Annotated in this window: 18 protein-coding genes; 8 read left to right on the top strand and 10 right to left on the bottom strand. The window is 62.6% G+C overall.

Annotated features, from left to right (window positions below):
• Positions 1-108: 108 nt before the first annotated feature.
• Positions 109-1,368, bottom strand: coding sequence for a transcription termination factor Rho (gene rho, locus ATY02_RS35490; protein ID WP_022641764.1), 1,260 nt, complete (start codon positions 1,366-1,368; stop codon positions 109-111).
• 246 nt (positions 1,369-1,614) lie between these two features.
• Positions 1,615-1,944 (bottom strand): thioredoxin TrxA, encoded by a 330-nt coding sequence (trxA, locus tag ATY02_RS35495; protein ID WP_003206727.1) that lies wholly within the window; start codon positions 1,942-1,944, stop codon positions 1,615-1,617.
• A 426-nt stretch (positions 1,945-2,370) separates the two neighbouring features.
• Between trxA and ppx the strand changes: the two genes are divergently transcribed.
• On the top strand, positions 2,371-3,873 hold the full coding sequence (gene ppx, locus ATY02_RS35500) for an exopolyphosphatase (RefSeq protein ID WP_068575991.1): 1,503 nt from the start codon (positions 2,371-2,373) through the stop codon (positions 3,871-3,873).
• Between the two features lie 73 nt (positions 3,874-3,946).
• Here the strand turns inward: ppx and ppk1 are convergent, their stop codons facing one another.
• Both ppk1 and hemB read right to left on the bottom strand, forming a co-directional pair.
• Positions 3,947-6,166: a polyphosphate kinase 1 gene (ppk1, locus tag ATY02_RS35505; protein WP_068575989.1), complete on the bottom strand. Its 2,220-nt coding sequence runs from the start codon at positions 6,164-6,166 to the stop codon at positions 3,947-3,949.
• Positions 6,167-6,184: 18 nt separating this feature from the next.
• Positions 6,185-7,198: a porphobilinogen synthase gene (gene hemB, locus ATY02_RS35510; protein WP_068575987.1), complete on the bottom strand. Its 1,014-nt coding sequence runs from the start codon at positions 7,196-7,198 to the stop codon at positions 6,185-6,187.
• Between the two features lie 208 nt (positions 7,199-7,406).
• Here hemB and ATY02_RS35515 point away from each other — a divergent pair, with 208 nt between their 5' ends.
• Together ATY02_RS35515 and elbB are read left to right on the top strand one after the other, a co-directional pair.
• Positions 7,407-8,015 (top strand): DedA family protein, encoded by a 609-nt coding sequence (locus ATY02_RS35515; protein WP_068575985.1) that lies wholly within the window; start codon positions 7,407-7,409, stop codon positions 8,013-8,015.
• A gap of 201 nt (positions 8,016-8,216) precedes the next feature.
• A complete protein-coding gene (gene elbB / locus ATY02_RS35520; protein WP_068575983.1) occupies positions 8,217-8,885 on the top strand; it encodes an isoprenoid biosynthesis glyoxalase ElbB in 669 nt (222 codons plus the stop codon).
• Positions 8,886-8,924: 39 nt separating this feature from the next.
• Here elbB and ATY02_RS35525 read toward each other — a convergent pair whose 3' ends face one another.
• Positions 8,925-9,380 (bottom strand): YaiI/YqxD family protein, encoded by a 456-nt coding sequence (locus ATY02_RS35525; protein WP_068575982.1) that lies wholly within the window; start codon positions 9,378-9,380, stop codon positions 8,925-8,927.
• An 80-nt stretch (positions 9,381-9,460) separates the two neighbouring features.
• Positions 9,461-11,359 (bottom strand): FTR1 family protein, encoded by a 1,899-nt coding sequence (locus ATY02_RS35530; protein WP_068575980.1) that lies wholly within the window; start codon positions 11,357-11,359, stop codon positions 9,461-9,463.
• A 494-nt stretch (positions 11,360-11,853) separates the two neighbouring features.
• On the opposite strand from ATY02_RS35530, the gene ATY02_RS35535 reads away from it, so the two are divergent.
• Genes ATY02_RS35535 through ATY02_RS35550 form a run of 4 tightly spaced genes read left to right on the top strand, consistent with a single transcriptional unit; the run spans position 11,854 to position 15,087 of the window.
• A complete protein-coding gene (locus tag ATY02_RS35535; protein WP_068575978.1) occupies positions 11,854-13,335 on the top strand; it encodes a COG3014 family protein in 1,482 nt (493 codons plus the stop codon).
• 12 nt (positions 13,336-13,347) lie between these two features.
• Entirely contained in the window at positions 13,348-13,719 is a 372-nt protein-coding gene (locus ATY02_RS35540; RefSeq protein WP_068575976.1) for a YcfL family protein, read from the top strand.
• A gap of 33 nt (positions 13,720-13,752) precedes the next feature.
• The gene (gene lpoB / locus ATY02_RS35545) at positions 13,753-14,340 is read left to right on the top strand and encodes a penicillin-binding protein activator LpoB (protein ID WP_068575974.1); all 588 of its coding nucleotides are present in this window, start codon (positions 13,753-13,755) and stop codon (positions 14,338-14,340) included.
• A 3-nt stretch (positions 14,341-14,343) separates the two neighbouring features.
• On the top strand, positions 14,344-15,087 hold the full coding sequence (locus tag ATY02_RS35550; RefSeq protein WP_068575972.1) for a penicillin-binding protein activator LpoB: 744 nt from the start codon (positions 14,344-14,346) through the stop codon (positions 15,085-15,087).
• A gap of 56 nt (positions 15,088-15,143) precedes the next feature.
• Here the strand turns inward: ATY02_RS35550 and ATY02_RS35555 are convergent, their stop codons facing one another.
• From ATY02_RS35555 to ATY02_RS35565, 3 genes are all read right to left on the bottom strand, one after another.
• A complete protein-coding gene (locus ATY02_RS35555) occupies positions 15,144-15,776 on the bottom strand; it encodes a LysE family transporter (protein ID WP_031320684.1) in 633 nt (210 codons plus the stop codon).
• Between the two features lie 187 nt (positions 15,777-15,963).
• A complete protein-coding gene (locus ATY02_RS35560) occupies positions 15,964-16,545 on the bottom strand; it encodes a mechanosensitive ion channel family protein (RefSeq protein ID WP_068575970.1) in 582 nt (193 codons plus the stop codon).
• Positions 16,545-18,455, bottom strand: a complete 1,911-nt coding sequence (locus ATY02_RS35565) for an ATP-binding cassette domain-containing protein (RefSeq protein ID WP_068575968.1) — start codon at positions 18,453-18,455, stop codon at positions 16,545-16,547. The genes ATY02_RS35560 and ATY02_RS35565 overlap by 1 nt, the downstream gene beginning before the upstream one ends.
• 50 nt (positions 18,456-18,505) lie before the next feature.
• On the opposite strand from ATY02_RS35565, the gene ATY02_RS35570 reads away from it, so the two are divergent.
• Positions 18,506-18,964 (top strand): TIGR02444 family protein, encoded by a 459-nt coding sequence (locus tag ATY02_RS35570; RefSeq protein ID WP_068575966.1) that lies wholly within the window; start codon positions 18,506-18,508, stop codon positions 18,962-18,964.
• Here ATY02_RS35570 and ATY02_RS35575 read toward each other — a convergent pair.
• Positions 18,961-20,013: an AlgP family protein gene (locus ATY02_RS35575; RefSeq protein WP_068575965.1), complete on the bottom strand. Its 1,053-nt coding sequence runs from the start codon at positions 20,011-20,013 to the stop codon at positions 18,961-18,963. The two genes, ATY02_RS35570 and ATY02_RS35575, sit on opposite strands and share 4 nt — an antisense overlap.
• Positions 20,014-20,061 lie beyond the last annotated feature (48 nt).

The following is a 20,061-nucleotide window of genomic DNA, read 5'->3' on the forward strand; positions in this document are numbered from 1 at the left end:
TTGGCCGTATCGGTCGGGGTGCAGAGTGTAGCGCCGTTCAGGTCGCAATGGCCAAAGTGCAGACAGCAAAAAGCCGGGTTGCCCCGGCTTTTGCTCGACCCGTGGATGTTACTTGCGCTTCATCGACAGGAAGAATTCATCGTTGGTCTTGGTCTGCTTCAGCTTGTCGACCAGGAACTCGATAGCGGCGACCTCATCCATCGGATGCAGCAGCTTGCGCAGGATCCACATGCGCTGCAGCTCGTCGTCGGCAGTCAGCAGCTCTTCGCGGCGGGTACCGGACTTGTTGATGTTGATGGCCGGGAATACGCGCTTCTCGGCGATACGACGGTCCAGGGGCAGCTCCATGTTGCCGGTACCCTTGAACTCTTCGTAGATCACTTCGTCCATCTTCGAGCCGGTTTCGACCAGCGCGGTGGCGATGATGGTCAGCGAGCCGCCTTCCTCGATGTTCCGCGCGGCGCCGAAGAAGCGCTTCGGCTTCTCCAGGGCGTGGGCATCGACACCACCGGTCAGGACCTTGCCGGAGCTCGGGATCACGGTGTTGTAGGCGCGAGCCAGACGGGTGATGGAGTCCAGCAGGATCACTACGTCCTTCTTGTGCTCGACCAGGCGCTTGGCCTTCTCGATCACCATCTCGGCCACTTGCACGTGGCGGGTTGGCGGCTCGTCGAAGGTGGAAGCGACCACTTCGCCACGCACGGTGCGCTGCATTTCGGTCACTTCTTCCGGGCGCTCGTCGATCAGCAGGACGATCAGGTGGCACTCGGGGTTGTTGCGGGTGATGTTGGCCGCGATGTTCTGCAGCATGATCGTTTTACCCGCTTTCGGCGGAGCGACGATCAGGCCACGCTGGCCCTTGCCGATCGGGGCACACAGGTCGATGACGCGACCGGTGAGGTCTTCGGTGGAACCGTTGCCGGCTTCCATCTTCAGGCGATCGTTGGGGAACAGCGGGGTCAAGTTCTCGAACAGGATCTTGTTCTTGGCGTTCTCGGGACGGTCGTAGTTGATGGTATCGACTTTGAGCAGCGCGAAGTAACGCTCGCCTTCCTTCGGAGGGCGGATCTTGCCAACGATGGTGTCACCGGTGCGCAAGTTGAAGCGACGGATCTGGCTTGGCGACACGTAGATATCGTCCGGGCCGGCCAGGTAGGAGGCGTCGGAGGAGCGAAGGAAGCCGAAGCCGTCCTGGAGGATCTCCAGCACGCCATCACCGGAGATTTCCTCACCGCTTTTCGCGTGCTTTTTCAGCAGGGAGAAAATCACGTCCTGCTTGCGCGAACGGGCCATATTTTCTATGCCCATCTGTTCGGCCAATTCGAGCAGTTCGGTAATCGGCTTTTGCTTGAGTTCAGTCAGGTTCATATAGGAATGACGTAATCATTTATAGAGGGGGAAATTAAGCTTTTGGCTTAATGAGGCCGCGCCGCGGAGAAGGCGACAGGATCGCGTACTTATTCGAAAAGGAGAGCGTCGGCGACGGCTTGCAGGGGGCACTGGAGAAACCAGTGCGGGGCCGAATGTAACACCTGAGTTTCGGAGCGTCTAGCCCTCAATTACGAAAAAGCCCCGCATTTTGCGGGGCCTTTTCAATCACGCTGAAACCGAGGTTCAGATGTTGGCGTCGAGGAATGCCGCCAGTTGCGACTTCGACAGCGCACCGACCTTGGTGGCTTCAACGTTGCCGTTCTTGAACAGCATCAGGGTCGGGATACCACGCACGCCATGCTTGGCCGGGGTTTCCTGGTTTTCGTCGATGTTCAGTTTGGCAACGGTGAGCTTGCCCTTGTAGGTCTCGGCAATTTCGTCCAGAACCGGAGCGATCATTTTGCATGGGCCGCACCACTCAGCCCAGTAGTCGACCAGTACAGCGCCTTCAGCCTTGAGTACATCGGCCTCGAAGCTGGCGTCGCTGACGTGTTTGATGAGATCGCTGCTCATGGAATTCTCCAGGTTGTAAGCAAAAAAACGTGGCCCATCATATCTGCCCTTCCCTCGTTCAGGAAGCCGCAGATGATTGACTCTAACTATAGTGCCCCATGAGTTTGGGTATAGCTCAGGCCGGCGCAAAGCGAGAATCCCACAGATACCTGCAAAGCCGGGACAACGTCGCGCCGCGCATCCTATTAATGTCACCGAGGCCGCTACACACGCCTTTGGGCTCGATCTACGCGCTCCCCCGCAGCCCTGGATGCGCAACACGGCCGGATGAGCGGTAGCACTGCATCCTCAAGACCCTCATGGCGCATCTGGAAATGCACGCTGGCGCAAGGTTTCATGCGATGAATCAACGCATTGGCCACTGCGCGTTGGCGCGAGCCGTTGATCGTGGCAGGATGACGAGGTTATCGACCGAGACCCCCTGCCATGCCCCAATCCCAAGCCAAGAATCTGTCCTTGATCGCCGCGATCGATCTAGGCTCCAACAGCTTTCACATGGTCGTGGCCAAGGCCCGGAACGGTGAAATCCGCATTCTCGAGCGATTGGGTGAAAAGGTTCAGTTGGCCGCCGGCATCAATGAAGAACGCCAGCTCAACGAAGAATCCATGCAGCGCGGGCTTGATTGCCTCAAGCGCTTCGCCCAACTGATCAACGGCATGCCCCAGGGCACTGTGCGCATCGTTGGTACCAACGCCCTGCGCGAGGCTCGCAACCGTGGCGAGTTCATTCGCCGCGCCGAGGAAATCCTCGGCCACCCGGTGGAAGTCATCTCCGGTCGCGAAGAAGCCCGCCTGATCTACCTCGGGGTTTCCCATACCCTCGCCGACACCCCGGGCAAGCGCCTGGTGGCCGATATCGGCGGTGGCAGCACCGAGTTCATCATTGGCCAACGTTTCGAGCCCCTGCTGCGCGAAAGCCTGCAGATGGGCTGCGTGAGCTTCACCCAGCGCTATTTCCGCGACGGCAAGATCACCCCGGCCCGCTACGCCCAGGCCTATACCGCCGCTCGCCTGGAGATCATGAGCATCGAGCACGCGCTGCACCGCCTGACCTGGGACGAAGCCATCGGCTCCTCCGGCACCATTCGCGCCATCGGCCTGGCCCTCAAGGCCGGCGGCCAAGGCAGCGGCGAGGTCAATGCCGAAGGCCTGGCCTGGCTCAAGCGCAAGCTGTTCAAGCTCGGCGATGCCGAGAAGATCGACTTCGAAGGCATCAAGCCCGACCGCCGGGCCATCTTCCCTGCTGGCCTGGCGATCCTCGAGGCGATCTTCGATGCCCTGGAATTGCAGCGCATGGATCACTGCGAAGGCGCCCTGCGCGAAGGCGTGCTCTACGACCTGCTGGGCCGCCATCACCATGAAGACGTCCGTGAGCGCACCCTCGGCTCGCTGATGGAGCGCTACCACGTGGACCTGGAGCAGGCTTCGCGGGTCGAAGGCAAGGCCCTGCGCTCCTTCGACCAGGTAGCGGCCGACTGGGACCTGGAGGACGGTATCTGGCGCGAACTGCTGGGTTGGGCCGCCAAGGTGCACGAAGTCGGCCTGGACATTGCCCACTACCACTACCACAAGCACGGCGCCTACCTGATCGAGCACTCGGACCTGGCCGGTTTCTCCCGCGAAGACCAGCAAATGCTGGCCCTGCTGGTACGCGGGCACCGGCGCAACATTCCCAAGGAGAAGTTCGCCGAGTTCGGCGACGACGGCATCAAGCTGATCCGCCTTTGCGTGTTGCTGCGCTTTGCCATCCTGTTCCACCACATCCGTGGCACCCAGCAGATGCCCCAGGTGAAACTCAGCGCCAGCGGCGACCAGCTGGACGTGAAGTTCCCGGCCAACTGGCTGGATGAAAACCAGCTGACCCAGGCGGACTTCGCCCTCGAGGCCGAGTGGCTGACCCGGGTTGGCATCGTGCTCAACGTCAGCTGAGCCCGCTGCCGGTCAAACAAAAAAGGCCAGCCCGATCACTCGGGCTGGCCTTTTTCATGGGCGCCGGCTGAACCTAGCGCACCGGCAACACCGGGCTACCGAGACGCTCCAGCAAGGTGGCCTGGGCGCTGCGCGGGTTCTGGTTGCCGGTCGGCGTGTTACGGATGTAACGACCGTCGGACTGCAGGCTCCAACTGTGGGTGTTATCGGTGAGATAGCTCTCTAGCTCCTTCTTGACCCGCAGGATCAACTTCTTGCCTTCCACCGGGAAGCAGGTCTCGACTCGCTTGTCGAGGTTGCGCTCCATCCAGTCGGCACTGGAGAGGAACATCTGCTCCTCGCCGCCATTGAGGAAGTAGAACACCCGGGTATGCTCCAGGAAGCGGCCGATGATCGACCGTACATGGATGTTGTGCGACACCCCCGCGATCCCTGGACGCAGGCAGCACATGCCACGCACCACCAGGTCGATGCGCACGCCAGACTGGCTGGCCTTGTACAACGCGCGAATGATCTTCGGATCGGTCAGCGAGTTGAACTTGGCGATGATGTGCGCCGGCTTGCCATCCAGGGCGAACTGGGTCTCCCGGGCAATCATGTCGAGCATGCCCTTCTTCAGGGTGAACGGCGCATGCAAGAGCTTCTTCATGCGCAAGGTCTTGCCCATGCCGATCAACTGGCTGAACAGCTTGCCGACGTCCTCGCACAGGGCGTCATCGGAGGTCAGCAGGCTGTAGTCGGTATACAGGCGGGCATTGGCTGCGTGGTAGTTACCCGTACCCAGGTGCGCATAGCGCACGATCTCGCCCTGCTCGCGCCGCAGGATCAGCATCATCTTGGCGTGGGTCTTGAAGCCCACCACGCCGTAGATCACCACTGCACCGGCCGCTTGCAGGCGGCTGGCCATCTGCAGGTTGGACTCTTCGTCGAAGCGCGCACGCAGCTCGATCACCGCGGTGACCTCCTTGCCGTTGCGCGCCGCGTCCACCAGGGCGTCGACAATCTCCGAGTTGGCCCCGGAGCGGTACAACGTCTGGCGCACCGCCAGCACATGGGGGTCCTTGGCGGCCTGGCGCAGCAGGTCGACCACCGGAGTGAAGGACTCGAACGGGTGCAGCAACAGGATGTCCTGCTTGCTGATGACGCTGAAGATGTTCTCGCTGTTCTGCAAGAGCTTCGGAATCTGCGGGGTGAACGGCGGATGCTGGAGCTCCGGGTGGCTGTCCAGGCCGGTGATGCTGAACAGGCGCGTGAGGTTCACCGGGCCATTGACCTGGTACAGCTCGGTCTCGTGCAGGTTGAACTGCTTGAGCAGGTAGTCCGACAGGTGCTTGGGGCAAGTGTCGGCAACTTCCAGGCGCACCGCATCACCATAGCGGCGGGAGAACAGCTCGCCACGCAGGGCACGAGCCAGGTCCTCGACATCCTCGGTGTCCACGGCCAGGTCGGCGTTTCGAGTCAGGCGGAACTGATAGCAGCCCTTTACCTTCATGCCCTGGAACAGGTCATCGGCATGGGCATGGATCATCGACGACAGGAATACATAGTTGTCGCCAGGGCCACCGACTTCCTCCGGCACCCGGATGATCCGCGGCAGCAGGCGCGGAGCCGGGATGATCGCAAGGCCGGAGTCACGGCCGAACGCATCGATACCTTCCAGCTCGACGATGAAGTTCAGGCTCTTGTTCACCAGCAGCGGGAACGGGTGCGTCGGGTCCAGGCCGATGGGCGTGATGATCGGGGCGATCTCGTCACGGAAAAAGCGTCGTACCCAGGTCTTGAGCTTGGCGGTCCAGTGACGGCGACGAATGAAGCGGATCTGGTGCTTCTCCAGCTCCGGCAACAGGATGTCGTTGAGGATCGCGTATTGGCGGTCGACCTGACCGTGTACCAGGTCGCTGATGCGAGCCAACGCCTGGTGCGGCTGCAAGCCATCGGCCCCGGCCTGCTCACGGGCGAAAGTGATCTGTTTCTTCAGGCCGGCGACCCGGATCTCGAAGAACTCGTCCAGGTTACTGGAGAAGATCAGCAGGAACTTCAGGCGTTCCAGCAACGGGTAGGACTCATCCAGCGCCTGCTCCAGCACGCGGATGTTGAATTGCAGTTGCGACAGCTCGCGATGGATATACAGGCTGCTGTCGTCCAGGTTGGGAATGACGATGGTCGGTGCCGGTTGCGTTTCGGCCTGGACGGCCGCAGGTACCGGCTCCAGCTCGGGCGGGGTCTCGACCACTTGCTCGACCACTGGCTGAGCTTCTTTTACGGCAACTTCTGAGAGTCCTTCAGTATTCATCGCGTGTTCCTGGGAGGGCTATTTTTGCTCTCGTAACAATTGAGCAGCACGAACGGCAAAGTAAGTCAGGATGCCATCGGCACCCGCACGTTTGAAAGCGGTCAGGGACTCGAGAATAACCCCTTCACCCAACCATCCATTCTGGATCGCCGCCATGTGCATGGCGTATTCGCCGCTGACCTGATAGACAAAGGTCGGCACCTTGAATTCATCCCTGACCCGCCAAAGGATGTCCAGATAAGGCATGCCCGGCTTGACCATGACCATATCCGCCCCTTCCGCCAGGTCCGCAGCGACTTCATGCAGGGCTTCCTGGGCATTGGCCGGGTCCATCTGGTAGGAGGCCTTGTCGGCCTTGCCCAGGTTCAGCGCCGAGCCCACCGCGTCGCGAAAAGGCCCGTAGTAGGCACTGGCGTACTTGGCCGAATAGGCCATGATCCGCACATTGACATGCCCCGCCAGCTCCAGGGCCTCGCGAATCGCCTGAACACGACCGTCCATCATGTCCGATGGCGCCACCACCTGGGCCCCCGCTTCGGCATGGGACAGCGCCTGGCGCACCAGGGCATCGACGGTAATGTCATTCTGTACATAGCCCTGGTCGTCGAGAATGCCGTCCTGGCCATGGGTCGTGAAGGGGTCCAGGGCGACGTCGGTGATCACCCCAAGACCTGGGAAGCGCTCGCGCAGGGCCCGGGTGGCGCGCTGGGCAATGCCATCCGGGTTCCAGGCTTCGGCAGCATCCAGGGATTTGAGTTGCCCAGGAGTCACCGGAAACAATGCCAGGGCAGGAATCCCCAACTCGACCCAGTGCACCGCCGCCTCCAGCAGCAAGTCGATGCTCAGGCGCTCGACCCCGGGCATCGAGGCCACCGCCTCACGACGATTCTCGCCGTCGAGCACGAACACCGGCAGGATCAGGTCGTCCACGCTCAACCGGTTCTCGCGCACCAGACGTCGGGAAAAATCATCACGGCGATTACGGCGCAAGCGAGTGGCGGGAAACAGGCGATTGGCAGCGGCAAAGCTCACGACGGACTCCATGGCCCGCGCTAACGGGCGAGCGTGACAGTTATAAGCGGGCATTATGACGAACAGATGACAGTTCTGCTCAAGCTGTTGACCGACAGCAACACTCATTGTCATTGAGGGGAATTGTTCACGTCGAGACACATTTCGATACTTTCCCCAACGTCGACGAAGGGGTAGGCTGCGCGTTCATTTCGCCAGCATCCAGACAATGCTCCAACAATTTCTTCAGGATTTCGGCTACTTCGCCCTCTTTCTCGGTACGTTTTTCGAAGGCGAAACCATTCTGGTTCTCGCCGGGTTTCTCGCGTTCCGTGGATACATGGATATCAACCTGGTCATGGTGGTCGCCTTCTTTGGCAGCTACGCCGGCGACCAACTGTGGTACTTCCTGGGGCGCAAGCATGGCCGCAAGTTGCTGGCGCGCAAACCGCGCTGGCAGATGATGGGTGACCGGGCGCTGGAGCATATCCGCAAGCACCCGGACATCTGGGTATTGAGCTTTCGCTTCGTCTACGGCCTGCGCACCGTGATGCCGGTGGCCATCGGCCTTTCCGGTTATCCGCCGGCCCGCTACCTGCTGCTCAACGGCATTGGCGCGGCCATCTGGGCCGTAGCCCTGGCGCAAGCGGCCTTCCACTTCGGCGCCGTGATGGAAGGCATGCTCGGCAGCATCAAGAAGTACGAGCTCTGGGTCCTGGGCGCGTTGCTGGTCGTGGGCCTGTGCCTGTGGCTGCGGCGGCGCTTCAAGAATGCGCGCCTGGCCAAGCAGATCTACGAAGCCGAGCAGGCCGAGCTGAACAAAAAGCCCGCCGAGTAAGCCCCTGCCCTGCGCGGCGACTTCCACTGGGTCGCCGCCCTGCCGTCACCCCCACCGCTCTTCGAGCGCTGAACTCGCCCTCCCAACCGTTTTCCAAACCCATGCCCCCGGCAGACTCCTGGCTTGCAGTCTCGATACCCCTTCCTGGCCACAGGTGACAAACTGGTGGGCATTTAGCGCGATGAACCTGGAGAAAACCCCATGAGCAAAAAAGTTGCAGTGATCCTTTCCGGTTGCGGTGTCTTCGACGGTGCCGAGATCCATGAAAGCGTGATCACCCTGTTGCGCCTCGACCAGCGCGGCGCCCAGGTGCAGTGCTTCGCCCCGGATATCCCGCAGATGCATGTGCTCAACCACCTGACCGGCGAAGCCATGCCCGAGACCCGCAACGTGCTGGTGGAATCGGCGCGTATTGCCCGGGGCCAGGTCAAGGATGTGCGCGAGGCCAATGTCGATGATTTCGATGCGCTGATCATTCCCGGGGGCTTCGGCGCCGCCAAAAACCTGTCCAGCTTCGCCACCGAAGGTGCCGCCTGCTCGGTGCAGGCGGACGTGCTGGCCCTGGCCGAAGCCTTTGCCGAGGCAGGCAAGCCGGTAGGCCTGATGTGCATCGCCCCGGCCATGGCGGCGAAAATCTATGGCCCCGGCGTGACCTGCACCATCGGCAACGATGCCGACACCGCGGCGGCGTTGGGCAAGATGGGCGCCACCCACGCCGAGTGCGCGGTGGACGACATCATCGAGGATCCAGCGCGCAAACTGGTGACCACCCCGGCCTACATGCTGGCGCAATCCATCAGCCAGGCAGCCTCGGGCATCAACAAGCTGGTGGACCGGGTACTGGAGCTGACCCACCAGGACCAGCAGTAGTCCCATCTTCCACAGCCAGGGATACGCTCCCTGGCCACATCAGGCCTGGCGCGCCAGCCTGGTCAGGATGCGGTCCAGGGCGTTGGCGAACGCCTGCTTCTCCCGATCGCCATAAGGTGCCTGGCCACCGCTGACCTGGCCCTGCTCGCGCAGATCGGTGAACAGGTTGCGCACCGCCAGGCGCTCGCCCATGTTCTGCGCATCGAACTCCTTGCCCCTGGAGTCGAGAGCCGACACGCCCTTCTTCACCAGGCGATCCGCCAGCGGTACATCGCTACAGATCACCAGTTCGCCGGGCACCGCGTGCTCCACCAGGTAATCGTCCGCGGCATCCGGGCCACTGGGCACCACGACCAGCTTGACGCAGGCGAATGCGGGCTTGATCTGCGGCTGGCCAGCCACCAGCACCACCTCGAACTGCCGCTTGAGGGCAAAACGCACCACCTGCTCCTTGGCGGCCTTGGGACAAGCGTCGGCATCGATCCAGACACGCATTGATGTTTTCCTCGCTAAATGCAAAACGGGCAAGCCATCCCAAAGGGACAAGCTTGCCCGCAATCAACCCGCCCCGAGACTCAGGAAGCCTGCAGGCGTTGTTTTTCGCTCATCCGGCTACGGGTGTAGAGCACCACGATCGCCACGATCGCCACCACCTGGGCACCAAGCGAATAGGCGTCGGCATGAATGCCCAGCCAGTCGAAATCGAAGAACGGAACCGGCCGAGTACCAAAGATCCCTGCCTCTTGCAGCGCCTTGACGCCATGGCCAGCGAACACCACCGACAAGGCGCACAACAGCGCGGCGTTGATGCTGAAGAACAACGTCAGCGGCAACTTGGCCGAACCCCGCAGGATCACCCACGCCAGGCCCACCAGCAGCACCAGGGCGGTGGCGCCACCGGCCAGTACCGCGTTGTGCCCGGCAGGACCAGCCTGCAGCCACAGGGTCTCGTAGAACAGGATCACTTCGAACAGCTCGCGATAGACCGAGAAGAACGCCAGCACCGCAAAACCGAAGCGGCCACCGCCTCCCACCAGGCTGCTCTTGATGTAGTCCTGCCAGGCCGCCGCATGCCGGCGGTCATGCATCCACACACCGAGCCACAACACCATGACGCTGGCGAACAAGGCCGTGGCGCCCTCCAGCAACTCTCGCTGGGAGCCGCTGACATCGATCACATAGGCTGCCAGGGCCCAGGTCCCCAGCCCGGCGAGCAGGGCCAGGCCCCAACCGACGTTGACACTGCGTACCGCCGACTGCTGGCCGGTGTTGCGCAGGAATGCAAGGATCGCCGCCAGCACCAGGATGGCCTCCAACCCCTCACGCAGAAGGATCAACAGGCCGGAAATGAAGCTCAAGGACCAGCTCAGGCTATCGCCGCCCAGCAGTCCGGCGGACTCCTTGAGCTTGGCCTTGGCCGCCTCCAGGCGCTGCTCGGCCTGCTCCACCGGCAGGCCATCCTGCAGCGACTGACGGTAGGCCATCAGGGCTTTTTCGGTGTCCTTGCGCACGGCGGCATCGACGTTGTCCAGGGAGCTTTCCACCAGCTCGAAGCCTTCCAGGTACGCGGCGACCGAGAGATCGTAGGCCTGTTCGTGATCGCCGCTGCGGTAGGCCGCCAGGCTCTTGTCCAGGGTCGAGGCGGTGTAGTCCAGCAATTGCCCCGGGCCACGCTTGGCCTGGGGTGGCTGGGCGCGCTGGGCACGGAAGGTCGCGGCGGCCTGCGGTCCCTGGGCCGCCAGGACTTCGCCTGGGGTCTGCCGGGCCAGATCGGCCAGGTTGAAACCCTGCTCGCTCTTGGCCGCCGCCGGATCGGCACTGAAACCGGCGATATAGGTCGCCAGGTCCCAACGCTGGCGATCATCCAGTTGATCGGCGAACGACGGCATGTCAGTGCCTTCCACGCCCAGGCCCAGGGTGTTGTAGATGGCATACAGGCTCAGGCGGTCCAGACGCGCAGCGTCCCGCAGGTTGGCCGGTGGTGGCGTCATGCCGACACCCGCCGGGCCGTCACCGGCCCCCTGCTGGCCATGGCACACCGAGCAGTGCTGGGCGTACAAGGGAGCCCCACGAGAAGGGTCCGGAGTGATGATCGGTGCCTGGCTGACCTCATAGGCCACCGCCAGCCGAGCGCCCATCTGCCGGGCCAGGCGTGCGACCTGATTGCCATCCACACGCTCATCGACGGCCTTGCGCAGGCTGGCGATGCCCTGTTCCAGCTCGGCCTTCTCGGGCTTGGCAGGCAGATCGGCGATCAGCCCCTGCAATACCCCGAGAAACTCCACCTGCTCGCGATACTCGGAGTCATCGATGACCTTGCCATCCTCCACCGTGGCCGGATAGTCCGCGCCGATGTAGTCCAACAAGTGCAGTGCCTTGGGAGCACCGTCGACGGTATCGGCCAGGAGGTTGAAGCTGCAGAACACCAGTACCGGCAGTACCAGCAACGCCAGTAAACGGGAAGGGGCAGTCATGAACGATTCTCAAAGGGAAATACGAAGTAACATATTGTTCCCTCCCAATCGGTTTCACTCAAGGCTTATCGACCCACGGAAACATCTTCGAAAGCCGAGCAATGGCTCTGGCCCTTGGTTTCATTAGTCGGCCCGCCTTCTCCAGGTGCAATCCAGCGGGTTCAAGCGGCTATTACAGCCCGGTAAAAATCATCCTGGATCAAACGTTTCAGCCCTGGCCATGACCCAAGCCGAGATGCATCTTGCCCACCCCAAGCGCTGCTCAAAGTCCGTGTGCAACAGCTCACATAGTGGCAATAGCAAATCAAAACGGCGTTAAAAAGCCATTACATAGCCAAAACCCACGTCTATAATGCCGCGCCCTCGTTATCGCGAAATGGCATTTTAGCTCCTCTTTTTATGAGGAATTGGCAGGATCGCCAGTGTTCCTGCCAGAGGGTTCGTCCAGCCCGACCCGCTGCCAGGCTGTCTCACTCAGGGAAGAAGAAGTACCCATGGCATCCCGCGCCCTCCCCACGATTGCGCTCGGCGCAGTCACTCTGCTCGCCGGCTGCTCGGCCTTTCGCAGCTACGACAACGAGCTTCAGGAAACCAACCAGCAGCTGCGCGCCGGCAACATCGACGCCGCCCTGACCCTGCTGGAGAAGCACAACCAGGGTGAAGACAAAGACCTGCTCTATTACTTCGAAAAGGGCGAGTTGCTGCGGTCCAAGGGCGACCTGAACGGCAGCCAGGCAGCCTGGGGCCATGCCGACCAGGTAGTGGGCACCTGGGAAGACTCGGTCAAGCTCGATACCGACAAGTACCTGGCCCAGTTCGGCAGTTTCCTGATCAACGACAAGGTTCGTCGCTACGAAGGTTATGACTACGAAAAAGTCATGCTGACCACCCAGATGGCCATGAACCTGCTGGCCAACAACGACTTCGACGGCGCCCGCATGGCGATCAAGAAGACCCACGAGCGCGAGGCGGTGATCGCCGAACTGCGGGACAAGGAATACCTCAAGCGCGAAGACGAAGCCGAGAAGCAAGGGATCAAGACCCAGTACAAGGACCTCCAGGGCTACCCGGTCGAAGCCCTCGATGCACCAGATGTGGTTAACCTGAAAAACAGCTACCAGAGTGCCTTCAGTCACTATCTGTCAGGCTTCGTCTACGAAGCCCTGGGCGAAAAGGACCTGGCCGCGCCCGGCTATCGCAAAGCCGCTGAACTGCGCCCCAACACACCCTTGCTGGAACAGGCCCTGCTGAACCTCGACGCCCCCGTAGAGGTGCCTCAGGTCCAGGCCCCTGCCAAGTCCAGGCACAAGAGCGCCGCCAAGACTCCAGCCAAGGCACCGGCGATTGCCGCCCTGGCAGCGGATGAGAGCGACGTCCTGATCGTGGTGCAAAGCGGACTGGCACCGGCCCGTGACTCGGTGCGCATTCCCCTGCCTATCCCGATCCGCGACAAGCTGGTGATCACCCCGCTGTCGTTCCCGGTGATCAAGGCCGATAACTCGACCCAGGCCTTCGCCCAGATCGGCATCGATGGCCAGCAACAAGAGCTGACCCTGCTCAACAGCACCACCGCCATGTCACGCCGTGCCCTGCGCGACGACATGCCAGGCATCATCCTGCGCACCACCGTGCGCGCCGTGAGCCGCGGCGTGGCGCAAAAGAACCTCAACGAGGTCAACCCGCTGGCCAGCCTGGCGGTCGGCCTGGCTTCGGCCGTGACCGAGGGTGCCGATACACGTACCTGGCGCACCCTGCCGGACTACACCCAGGTCACACGCCTGCGCCTCAAGCAAGGCGAGCACAAGCTCAGCTTGCCCAATGCGCTTGGTGGCACCCAGGTGCAGGTCAAGGTCGACCAGCGTTACCAGGTGATCGCCCTGCGGGTGGTTGGCAACCAGGTATTCAGCAGTGGCCTGGCCGCCCAGGTCATCCCGAACCACGTCGGCCAGAACATGGCCAGCAACCAACGCCCCTGAGCAGAGACTCCCATGCGCTTGAAACTTCTCGCCGTCGCCGCCCTGGCCCTCCTGGCCGGTTGTGCCACCCCTCCGCCCCCTGCTCCCGGCAGCGCCGCCAGCAAGGTGGTGGTCATGAACAAGTTCAACAACATCGCCATCGGGGCGATGCGGGTTGCCCGTGAAAACGGCTTCCTGACGGTCAAGGTGGCGCTGAACAACACCAGCCACACCAACATGACCATGTACTACCGCTTTGTCTGGCTGGGCGACGACGGCTTCCCGGTCGCCGATGAAGAAAGCTGGAAGGTCTTCAACCTGTACGCGGCCCAGGCCACCTTCCTGCCTGCCATCGCACCGGTCCCCAAGGCCACCGACTTTCGCATGGAAGTCAAAACCCAATAAGCCGTCCCTGAAACCCGATCAAGAGAACCCATCATGTTTGCACGCTTTTCCTTCCTCGCCGTGGTCGCCCTGCTGGCCAGCGGCTGCGCCAACAACTCCCCGGTCCTGGGTGGCAAGAACATCAGCTACGGCGATAGCAAGGCCGTGGAACTGGTGACCAACGAGTTCGGCTCCACCGACCTGCAGATGATCGCCGAGTCCATGACCCGCTCCCTGGCCCAGTCCGGCATCCTCCAGGGCCGCCCGGTGGTCCAGGTCTACGACGTGAAGAACAAGACCAGCGAGTACATCGATACCCGTGAGATCACCACGTCGATCAAGACCCAGTTGATGAAGTCCGGCACCGCACGTTTCGCCAGCGACAACAACGCCATGCAGAGCCAGGTCGACCAGCTCAAGCTGCAGAACCAGAGCGGCCTGTACAAGAAGTCCACCGTGGCCAAGACCGGCAACATGGTCGCCGCCAAATACCGCCTGGAAGGCTCCATCAGCTCCATCGTCAAGCGCAGCAGCGACTACAAGGACGTCTTCTACAAATTCAGCCTGCAACTGATCGACGTCGAGAGCGGTCTGGCCGAATGGATGGACGAGAAAGAGATCCGCAAGACCACGGAGCGCTAAGCAATGCGTGCATGGATTGGCATCCTGGCCCTGGCCTGCGCGTTCGGCGCACAGGCGGCCCCTAAAGTCGCAGTCATGGACCTGGCCTACCAGGAGCGCGTAGAAGAATACATCCACGTGGTCTCTGCCCAGCAGAACTACCGCGAGGGCTACTACAGCGCCAGCGGCTCATCCAGCTACAACGAGCTGGAAGCCAGCACCAGCTACATCGAGGAAGGCGAGCTGCGCAAGTTCACCGGCGACATCAAGGGCGGGATCCTCAAGTCCGGGATGTTCCAGCTGGTGCAGGGTTCGCCCCACACCGAGTCGTCCAAGGCCAACGTCTACGACGTGATCAAGCGCATCAAGGCTGGCAACTTCAAGGGTGCCGACTACGTGCTGTTCGGCACGGTGTCGGACATCGACTTCACCCAGGACATCAACGAGATTGCTGAAACCAACAGCTACTCGGCGGTCCTGGGCCTGACCCTGGTGGCGGACTTCAGCCTGATCAACACCCGCACCTTCGAGATCACCTCGGCGTTCACCGCCATGGGCGAAGGCCAGGACACCAAGCTGGTGAACAGTCGCGACATTCGTGTCTCGCTGAACCGCCCACGGGTGGTACGCGAAGTCTCCAAGGCCCTGGGCGAGGATGTCACCCGGCAGATGGCCGAGCAACTGGGCCGCGGCGGCTACGCGCCCCAGGGCCAGGCGCCGGCCCGCAACAACCTGCCAGCGGACACCGCTCCGGTGATCCTGCGCTGAGCAGGCAGGCAATGAAAAAGGCGACCCGCAGGTCGCCTTTTTTTTTGCCGGGACAACTAGACCGCAGCCTTGCGGATGGTCGCCAACAAGCCCGCCGCGCCCAGGAACAGGCCGGCGAAGGTACGGTTCATACGCCGCTGCTGGACCGGGGTGCGCAACAGACGCAGGACCTTGGAAGCCAGCCCGGTATAGCCGGCCATGACGATCAGGTCGACGACGATCATGGTGGCGCCAAGGATCAGGTACTGCTTGAGCAACGGCGCATGGGGGTCAATGAACTGCGGCAATACCGCCAGCATGAACACCAGGGCCTTGGGGTTGCTGATGTTCACCAGGAAACCGCGGAACACCAGGGCCAGGGGCTTGCCGATCGGCCGGATGGCCGCGTCGTCGCTAAGATCGCTGGGCACGGAGCGCCATTGCTTGACCGCCAGGTACACCAGGTAGGCCACGCCGAACCATTTGATGGCGTAGAAGGCCGTGGCGGAAGCGGCCAGGATCGCGCCGACACCCGCCGCGACGATGGCGATCTGCATGGCCAGGCCCAGTTGCAGTCCCAGGGCGTTCCAGTAACCGCGCCAGAAGCCATATTGCAGGCCACAGGACATCGACGCGATCGCGCCGGCTCCCGGAGAAAGACTGATTACCCAACTGGCGGCGAAGAACGCCAGCCATGTCTCAAGCACCATCGCACACCTCGGATCGAATTGGACGTGACTGCCTAAGCTAATCCTCCGATCCGCAGCTGACCATGTTTTTTTATCGGGAAGTGCTGCCGGCCCAGCCGCTGCCGTCACCCCTCAGGAGCTTGGTGGCCCCCAGGGCCGTGCCTGCTGCGCAGTGGTTCGCAGCCTTCGCCAGCGCTACAGGGGTTGGCTATTTTTCGTCCAGGCCTACAGGCAGCACATCAGTGCCACGCCAGCGGCGTACCGAACGCTGGAAGAACAAGCTGTTGGGCACCTGCACCATGGCACTGCCGGTACCGGCTTCCTCGGGCTCGATCAACGTGGTGTACAGCAGGTTGATGGCCACCACCCGGCCCTTGATTCCCGGCTTGTCGAGGGTATCCACCAGCTCCACCACATCGCCCAGGCGGAACGGGCCGACGGTGAAGATCAGGATCGCGCAGAGCAGGTTGGAGAGCACGCTCCACATGGCGAAGAACGCCACGGCTGCCACCGCGACAAAACCGGACAACGCGGTCCACAACACCGTGGCCGATACGCCCAGGCGCTCCAGCACGAAGATCACCGCGCTGCCCATGATCAGCCAACGCAGGCCACCCCGCAGGGGCATCAGCAACTGCGGCGGGAACGGATAGCGCTGGCCCAGGCGGGTCAGGCCTCGGGCCACGAAACGCTGGGCCAGGTAGCCTGCCAGGAGGATCAGCAGGATCTGCACGCCAAGCCACAACGGGCCGATCCACTGCGCCGGCAACGGCAGTTGCAGGGTCTCCATCAGGACAACGCCTCCAGCTCCGCCTGCATGCTCTCCAGCAGTTCCAAGGCTTCCATCCAGGCTTCTTCCAGCTCGGCTTCGCGGATCTTGAGCTTGGCCTGCTCGGCCAGCAGGTCGCGCAGCTCATCCTTGCGGGCCGCCTCATAGAGCCCGCTGTCACCAAGGCTGGTCTCGATCTGGGCCAGGCGCACATGCACCTTGCCCAGTTCGGTCTCAAGCTTCTCAGCTTCGCGCTTGTGCGGTGCCAGTTGCTGGCGCAAGGCAGCGGCAGCCTGGCGCTGGGCCTTCTTGTCGGTCTTGTCGGCGTTCACGACAGAGGGGCTGACCGGAGCATTGCGCAGGCGGTAATCCACCAGCCAGCGGGCGTAATCGTCCAGGTCGCCGTCGAACTCCTCGACCTTGCCGTCGGCCACCAGCAGGAAGTTGTCGGTGGTGCTCTTGAGCAAGTGACGATCGTGGGAGACCACCAGTACCGCGCCACTGAACTCTTGCAAGGCCATGGTCAGGGCCAGGCGCATCTCCAGGTCCAGGTGGTTGGTGGGTTCGTCGAGCAGCAACAGGTTGGGCCGTCCCCAGGCAATCAGTGCCAGGGCCAGGCGGGCTTTTTCGCCACCGGAGAAATTCAGCACCGGTTCGTCGATACGGGCTCCCCGGAAGTCGAAGCCGCCGAGGAAGTCGCGCAGGGTCTGCTCACGCTCGGTGGGCGCCAGGCGCTGCAGGTGCAGCAACGGGCTGGCCTTGGAGTCCAGAGAGTCCAGCTGGTGCTGAGCGAAGTAGCCGACCACGGTGTTCTCGCCGCGAGTCAGGCGCCCGGCCAGCGGCGACAGCTCACCGGAGAGGTTCTTGATCAGGGTCGACTTACCAGCACCGTTGGGGCCCAGCAGGCCGATCCGCGCTCCCGGAGTGAGCTGCAGCTTGACCTTCTCCAACACGGTCTTGTCGCCATAGCCCAAGCGAGCATCGGACAGGTCGAGCAGCGGGCTGGAAATCTTCTGCGATTCGCGGAACACGAAGTCGAAAGGCGAATCGACGTGGGCCGCCGACAGCTCTTCCATGCGCTCCAGGGCCTTGATCCGGCTCTGGGCCTGGCGGGCCTTGGTGGCCTGGGCCTTGAAGCGGGCGATGTACTTCTCCATATGCGCGCGCTGGGCCTGCTGCTTCTCGTAGGCTTGCTGCTGTTGGGCCAGGCGCTCGGCGCGAGCGCGCTCGAAGGCACTGTAGCCACCGCGATAAAGGGTGAGCTTGCGCTGCTCGACATGGGCCACATGATCGACCACGGCATCGAGGAAATCGCGGTCGTGGGAGATCAGCAGCAAGGTGCCGGGATAACCCTTGAGCCAGTCTTCCAGCCAGAGGATCGCATCCAGGTCCAGGTGGTTGGTGGGTTCGTCGAGCAGCAACAGATCCGATGGGCACATCAGGGCCTGGGCCAGGTTCAGGCGCATCCGCCAGCCCCCGGAGAAATCGCCGACCTGACGATCCATCTGTTCGTTGGTGAACCCCAGCCCGGCCAGCAGCTTGCGCGCCCGGGCGTCGGCGGTATAGCCATCGGCGCTGTCGAGCTCGGCATGCAGGCGTGCCTGGGCAGCACCGTCCTGGGCCGCTTCGGCGGCGGCCAGGTCGCGCTGCACCTCGCGCAGGCGCAGGTCGCCATCGAGCACATAGTCCACCGCCAGGCGTTCGAGGGTATCGACCTCCTGGCGCATGTGGGCGATGCGCCAGTCGGCGGGCAGGAAGCAGTCACCCGAATCCGGATGCAGCTCACCGCGCAGCAAGGCGAACAGGCTGGATTTGCCGGCGCCGTTGGCACCGATCAGACCGGCTTTCTGGCCGGCGTGCAGGGTCAGCTCGGCGTCTTCTAGCAGACGTTGCGGGCCACGCTGTAAAGTCAGGTTCTGAAGTCGAATCATAATGGCGGCGGAGTCTACCAGCTTCGCTCGCAACTGGCGCGAGTAGCACTATGTCCTCGGACCTGTGGAGTTTTTCCCTCAAGACCTACGCCCTGCCCGGCGTGCAGGAGGCCTGCCTGCGCTTGCAGGATGGCGGCGCCGATGTCTGCCTGCTGCTCTGCGGCGCCTGGCTTGGCTGGCGGGGCGTGGAGTGCGATGGGCAGCGCCTGGAGCGGCTCAAGGCATTGGCCGGGCCGTGGCAGCGCGAAGTGATTCAACCGCTGCGGGCCTTGCGCATCGACTGGCGCGCGGCAGCTGCCACCGATAGCGACCTTGGCCTGTTGCGTGAGCAGCTCAAGTCCCTGGAACTGGAGGCCGAACGGCAGTTGCTGTTGCGCCTGCAAGAGCAGGTCAGAAGTTGGCCTGCAGCCCAGGCAGGAAGCCTGGACCACTGGCTGGAAGGACTGGCGACCGAAGCCGCCGACCGCGACGCGTTGCTGGTGCTGCGCACCGCGGTGAATGGCGCTTAGGAAGCGCTGGAGGTAGTACCGGTAGCGGTGGTCGCTGGAGCGGCGGCCGGGGTACTTGCGGCGCCTGGAGCGGGTGAAGCTGCAGGGGCGGCCGGGGTTGGCTTGGCTGCAGCAGGGGTAGCCGGTTTGGCGGCAGCAGGCTTGGCAGCGGGTTTGGCAGCTGCAGGTTTGCTGGCAGGCTTCTTCGCTACTGGCTTTGCCGCAGGCTTGGCAGCGGCAGGCTTGGCTGCCGAGGACGCTGCTGGCTTGGCCGCAGCAGCCGGCTTGGCCGCAGGTTTGGCTGCTGGTTTGGCCGCAGCCTTTACCGGTGCCTTGGCCGCAGCGGGCTTGGCTGCGGGCTTCGCGGTAGCAGGCTTGGCGGCAGCGGTCTTGGTCGCCACAGGCTTGGCCGCTGGTTTTGCAGCAGGTTTGGCTGCTGGTTTCGCTGCGGCCTTGGCAGCTGGTTTAGCTGGCGCCGGTTTGGCGGCCGCAGGTTTGGCAGCGGCAGGCTTGGCTGCAGGTTTTGCAGCAGGCTTGGCAGCGGCGGATTTGGCTGGAGCGGGCTTGGCAGCCGCGGCGACCGGTTTCTTCGCTGCAGGCTTGACAGCCGTCTTGACGGCAGGCTTGGCTGCGGCAGGCTTGGCTGGCGAGGACGCGGCTGGCTTGGCATCGCGTGTGTTCAGCGCCTTGGCTGCAGCTTCCTTCACTTTGCCAACGCCCTGGGCCAACTTCAGGCTTTCCTGGGCATCACGCTTGAGCTGCAGAATGTAGCCGCGAGTTTGTGCCTGGCGCTCTTTCAACGCATCGAGCAAATCTTCGAGTTCCTGCACTGCAGCCTTGGCCTTGGCTTGGGCCTTGGCTTTGCCAGCTGCCGCTGCGTCCTGCAATTTGGTACGTGACTTGTGCAGTTTTTCCTGGGCCTTGCCGCGTTGTTTCTCCAGCTTGGCGAGCAGTTTTTCAGCATCAGCCAGGGCTTGGGAACAAGCGTTTTCCAAGTGTTCGAGCAAGCTGCTCGACAGCTGTTGGAGCAAGTGCAACGGAGTATTTACAGGCTTCTTATTGGCCGACATGGTTTACCTCCTGGCTGACGTGAGTTGCGGCTCATACTAGACCTCTGC

Source organism: Pseudomonas sp. BIOMIG1BAC (assembly GCF_001705995.2).
GTDB lineage: Bacteria > Pseudomonadota > Gammaproteobacteria > Pseudomonadales > Pseudomonadaceae > Aquipseudomonas > Aquipseudomonas sessilinigenes.

Excerpts from the sequence above, each read along its gene's own strand:
- rho (WP_022641764.1), bottom strand. The coding sequence starts at position 1,368 with ATGAACCTGACTGAACTCAAGCAAAAGCCGATTACCGAACTGCTCGAA.
- trxA (WP_003206727.1), bottom strand. The coding sequence starts at position 1,944 with ATGAGCAGCGATCTCATCAAACACGTCAGCGACGCCAGCTTCGAGGCC.
- ppx (WP_068575991.1), top strand. The coding sequence starts at position 2,371 with ATGCCCCAATCCCAAGCCAAGAATCTGTCCTTGATCGCCGCGATCGAT.
- ppk1 (WP_068575989.1), bottom strand. The coding sequence starts at position 6,166 with ATGAATACTGAAGGACTCTCAGAAGTTGCCGTAAAAGAAGCTCAGCCA.
- ATY02_RS35515 (WP_068575985.1), top strand. The coding sequence starts at position 7,407 with ATGCTCCAACAATTTCTTCAGGATTTCGGCTACTTCGCCCTCTTTCTC.
- elbB (WP_068575983.1), top strand. The coding sequence starts at position 8,217 with ATGAGCAAAAAAGTTGCAGTGATCCTTTCCGGTTGCGGTGTCTTCGAC.
- ATY02_RS35525 (WP_068575982.1), bottom strand. The coding sequence starts at position 9,380 with ATGCGTGTCTGGATCGATGCCGACGCTTGTCCCAAGGCCGCCAAGGAG.
- ATY02_RS35530 (WP_068575980.1), bottom strand. The coding sequence starts at position 11,359 with ATGACTGCCCCTTCCCGTTTACTGGCGTTGCTGGTACTGCCGGTACTG.
- ATY02_RS35535 (WP_068575978.1), top strand. The coding sequence starts at position 11,854 with ATGGCATCCCGCGCCCTCCCCACGATTGCGCTCGGCGCAGTCACTCTG.
- ATY02_RS35540 (WP_068575976.1), top strand. The coding sequence starts at position 13,348 with ATGCGCTTGAAACTTCTCGCCGTCGCCGCCCTGGCCCTCCTGGCCGGT.
- lpoB (WP_068575974.1), top strand. The coding sequence starts at position 13,753 with ATGTTTGCACGCTTTTCCTTCCTCGCCGTGGTCGCCCTGCTGGCCAGC.
- ATY02_RS35550 (WP_068575972.1), top strand. The coding sequence starts at position 14,344 with ATGCGTGCATGGATTGGCATCCTGGCCCTGGCCTGCGCGTTCGGCGCA.
- ATY02_RS35555 (WP_031320684.1), bottom strand. The coding sequence starts at position 15,776 with ATGGTGCTTGAGACATGGCTGGCGTTCTTCGCCGCCAGTTGGGTAATC.
- ATY02_RS35560 (WP_068575970.1), bottom strand. The coding sequence starts at position 16,545 with ATGGAGACCCTGCAACTGCCGTTGCCGGCGCAGTGGATCGGCCCGTTG.
- ATY02_RS35565 (WP_068575968.1), bottom strand. The coding sequence starts at position 18,455 with ATGATTCGACTTCAGAACCTGACTTTACAGCGTGGCCCGCAACGTCTG.
- ATY02_RS35570 (WP_068575966.1), top strand. The coding sequence starts at position 18,506 with ATGTCCTCGGACCTGTGGAGTTTTTCCCTCAAGACCTACGCCCTGCCC.
- ATY02_RS35575 (WP_068575965.1), bottom strand. The coding sequence starts at position 20,013 with ATGTCGGCCAATAAGAAGCCTGTAAATACTCCGTTGCACTTGCTCCAA.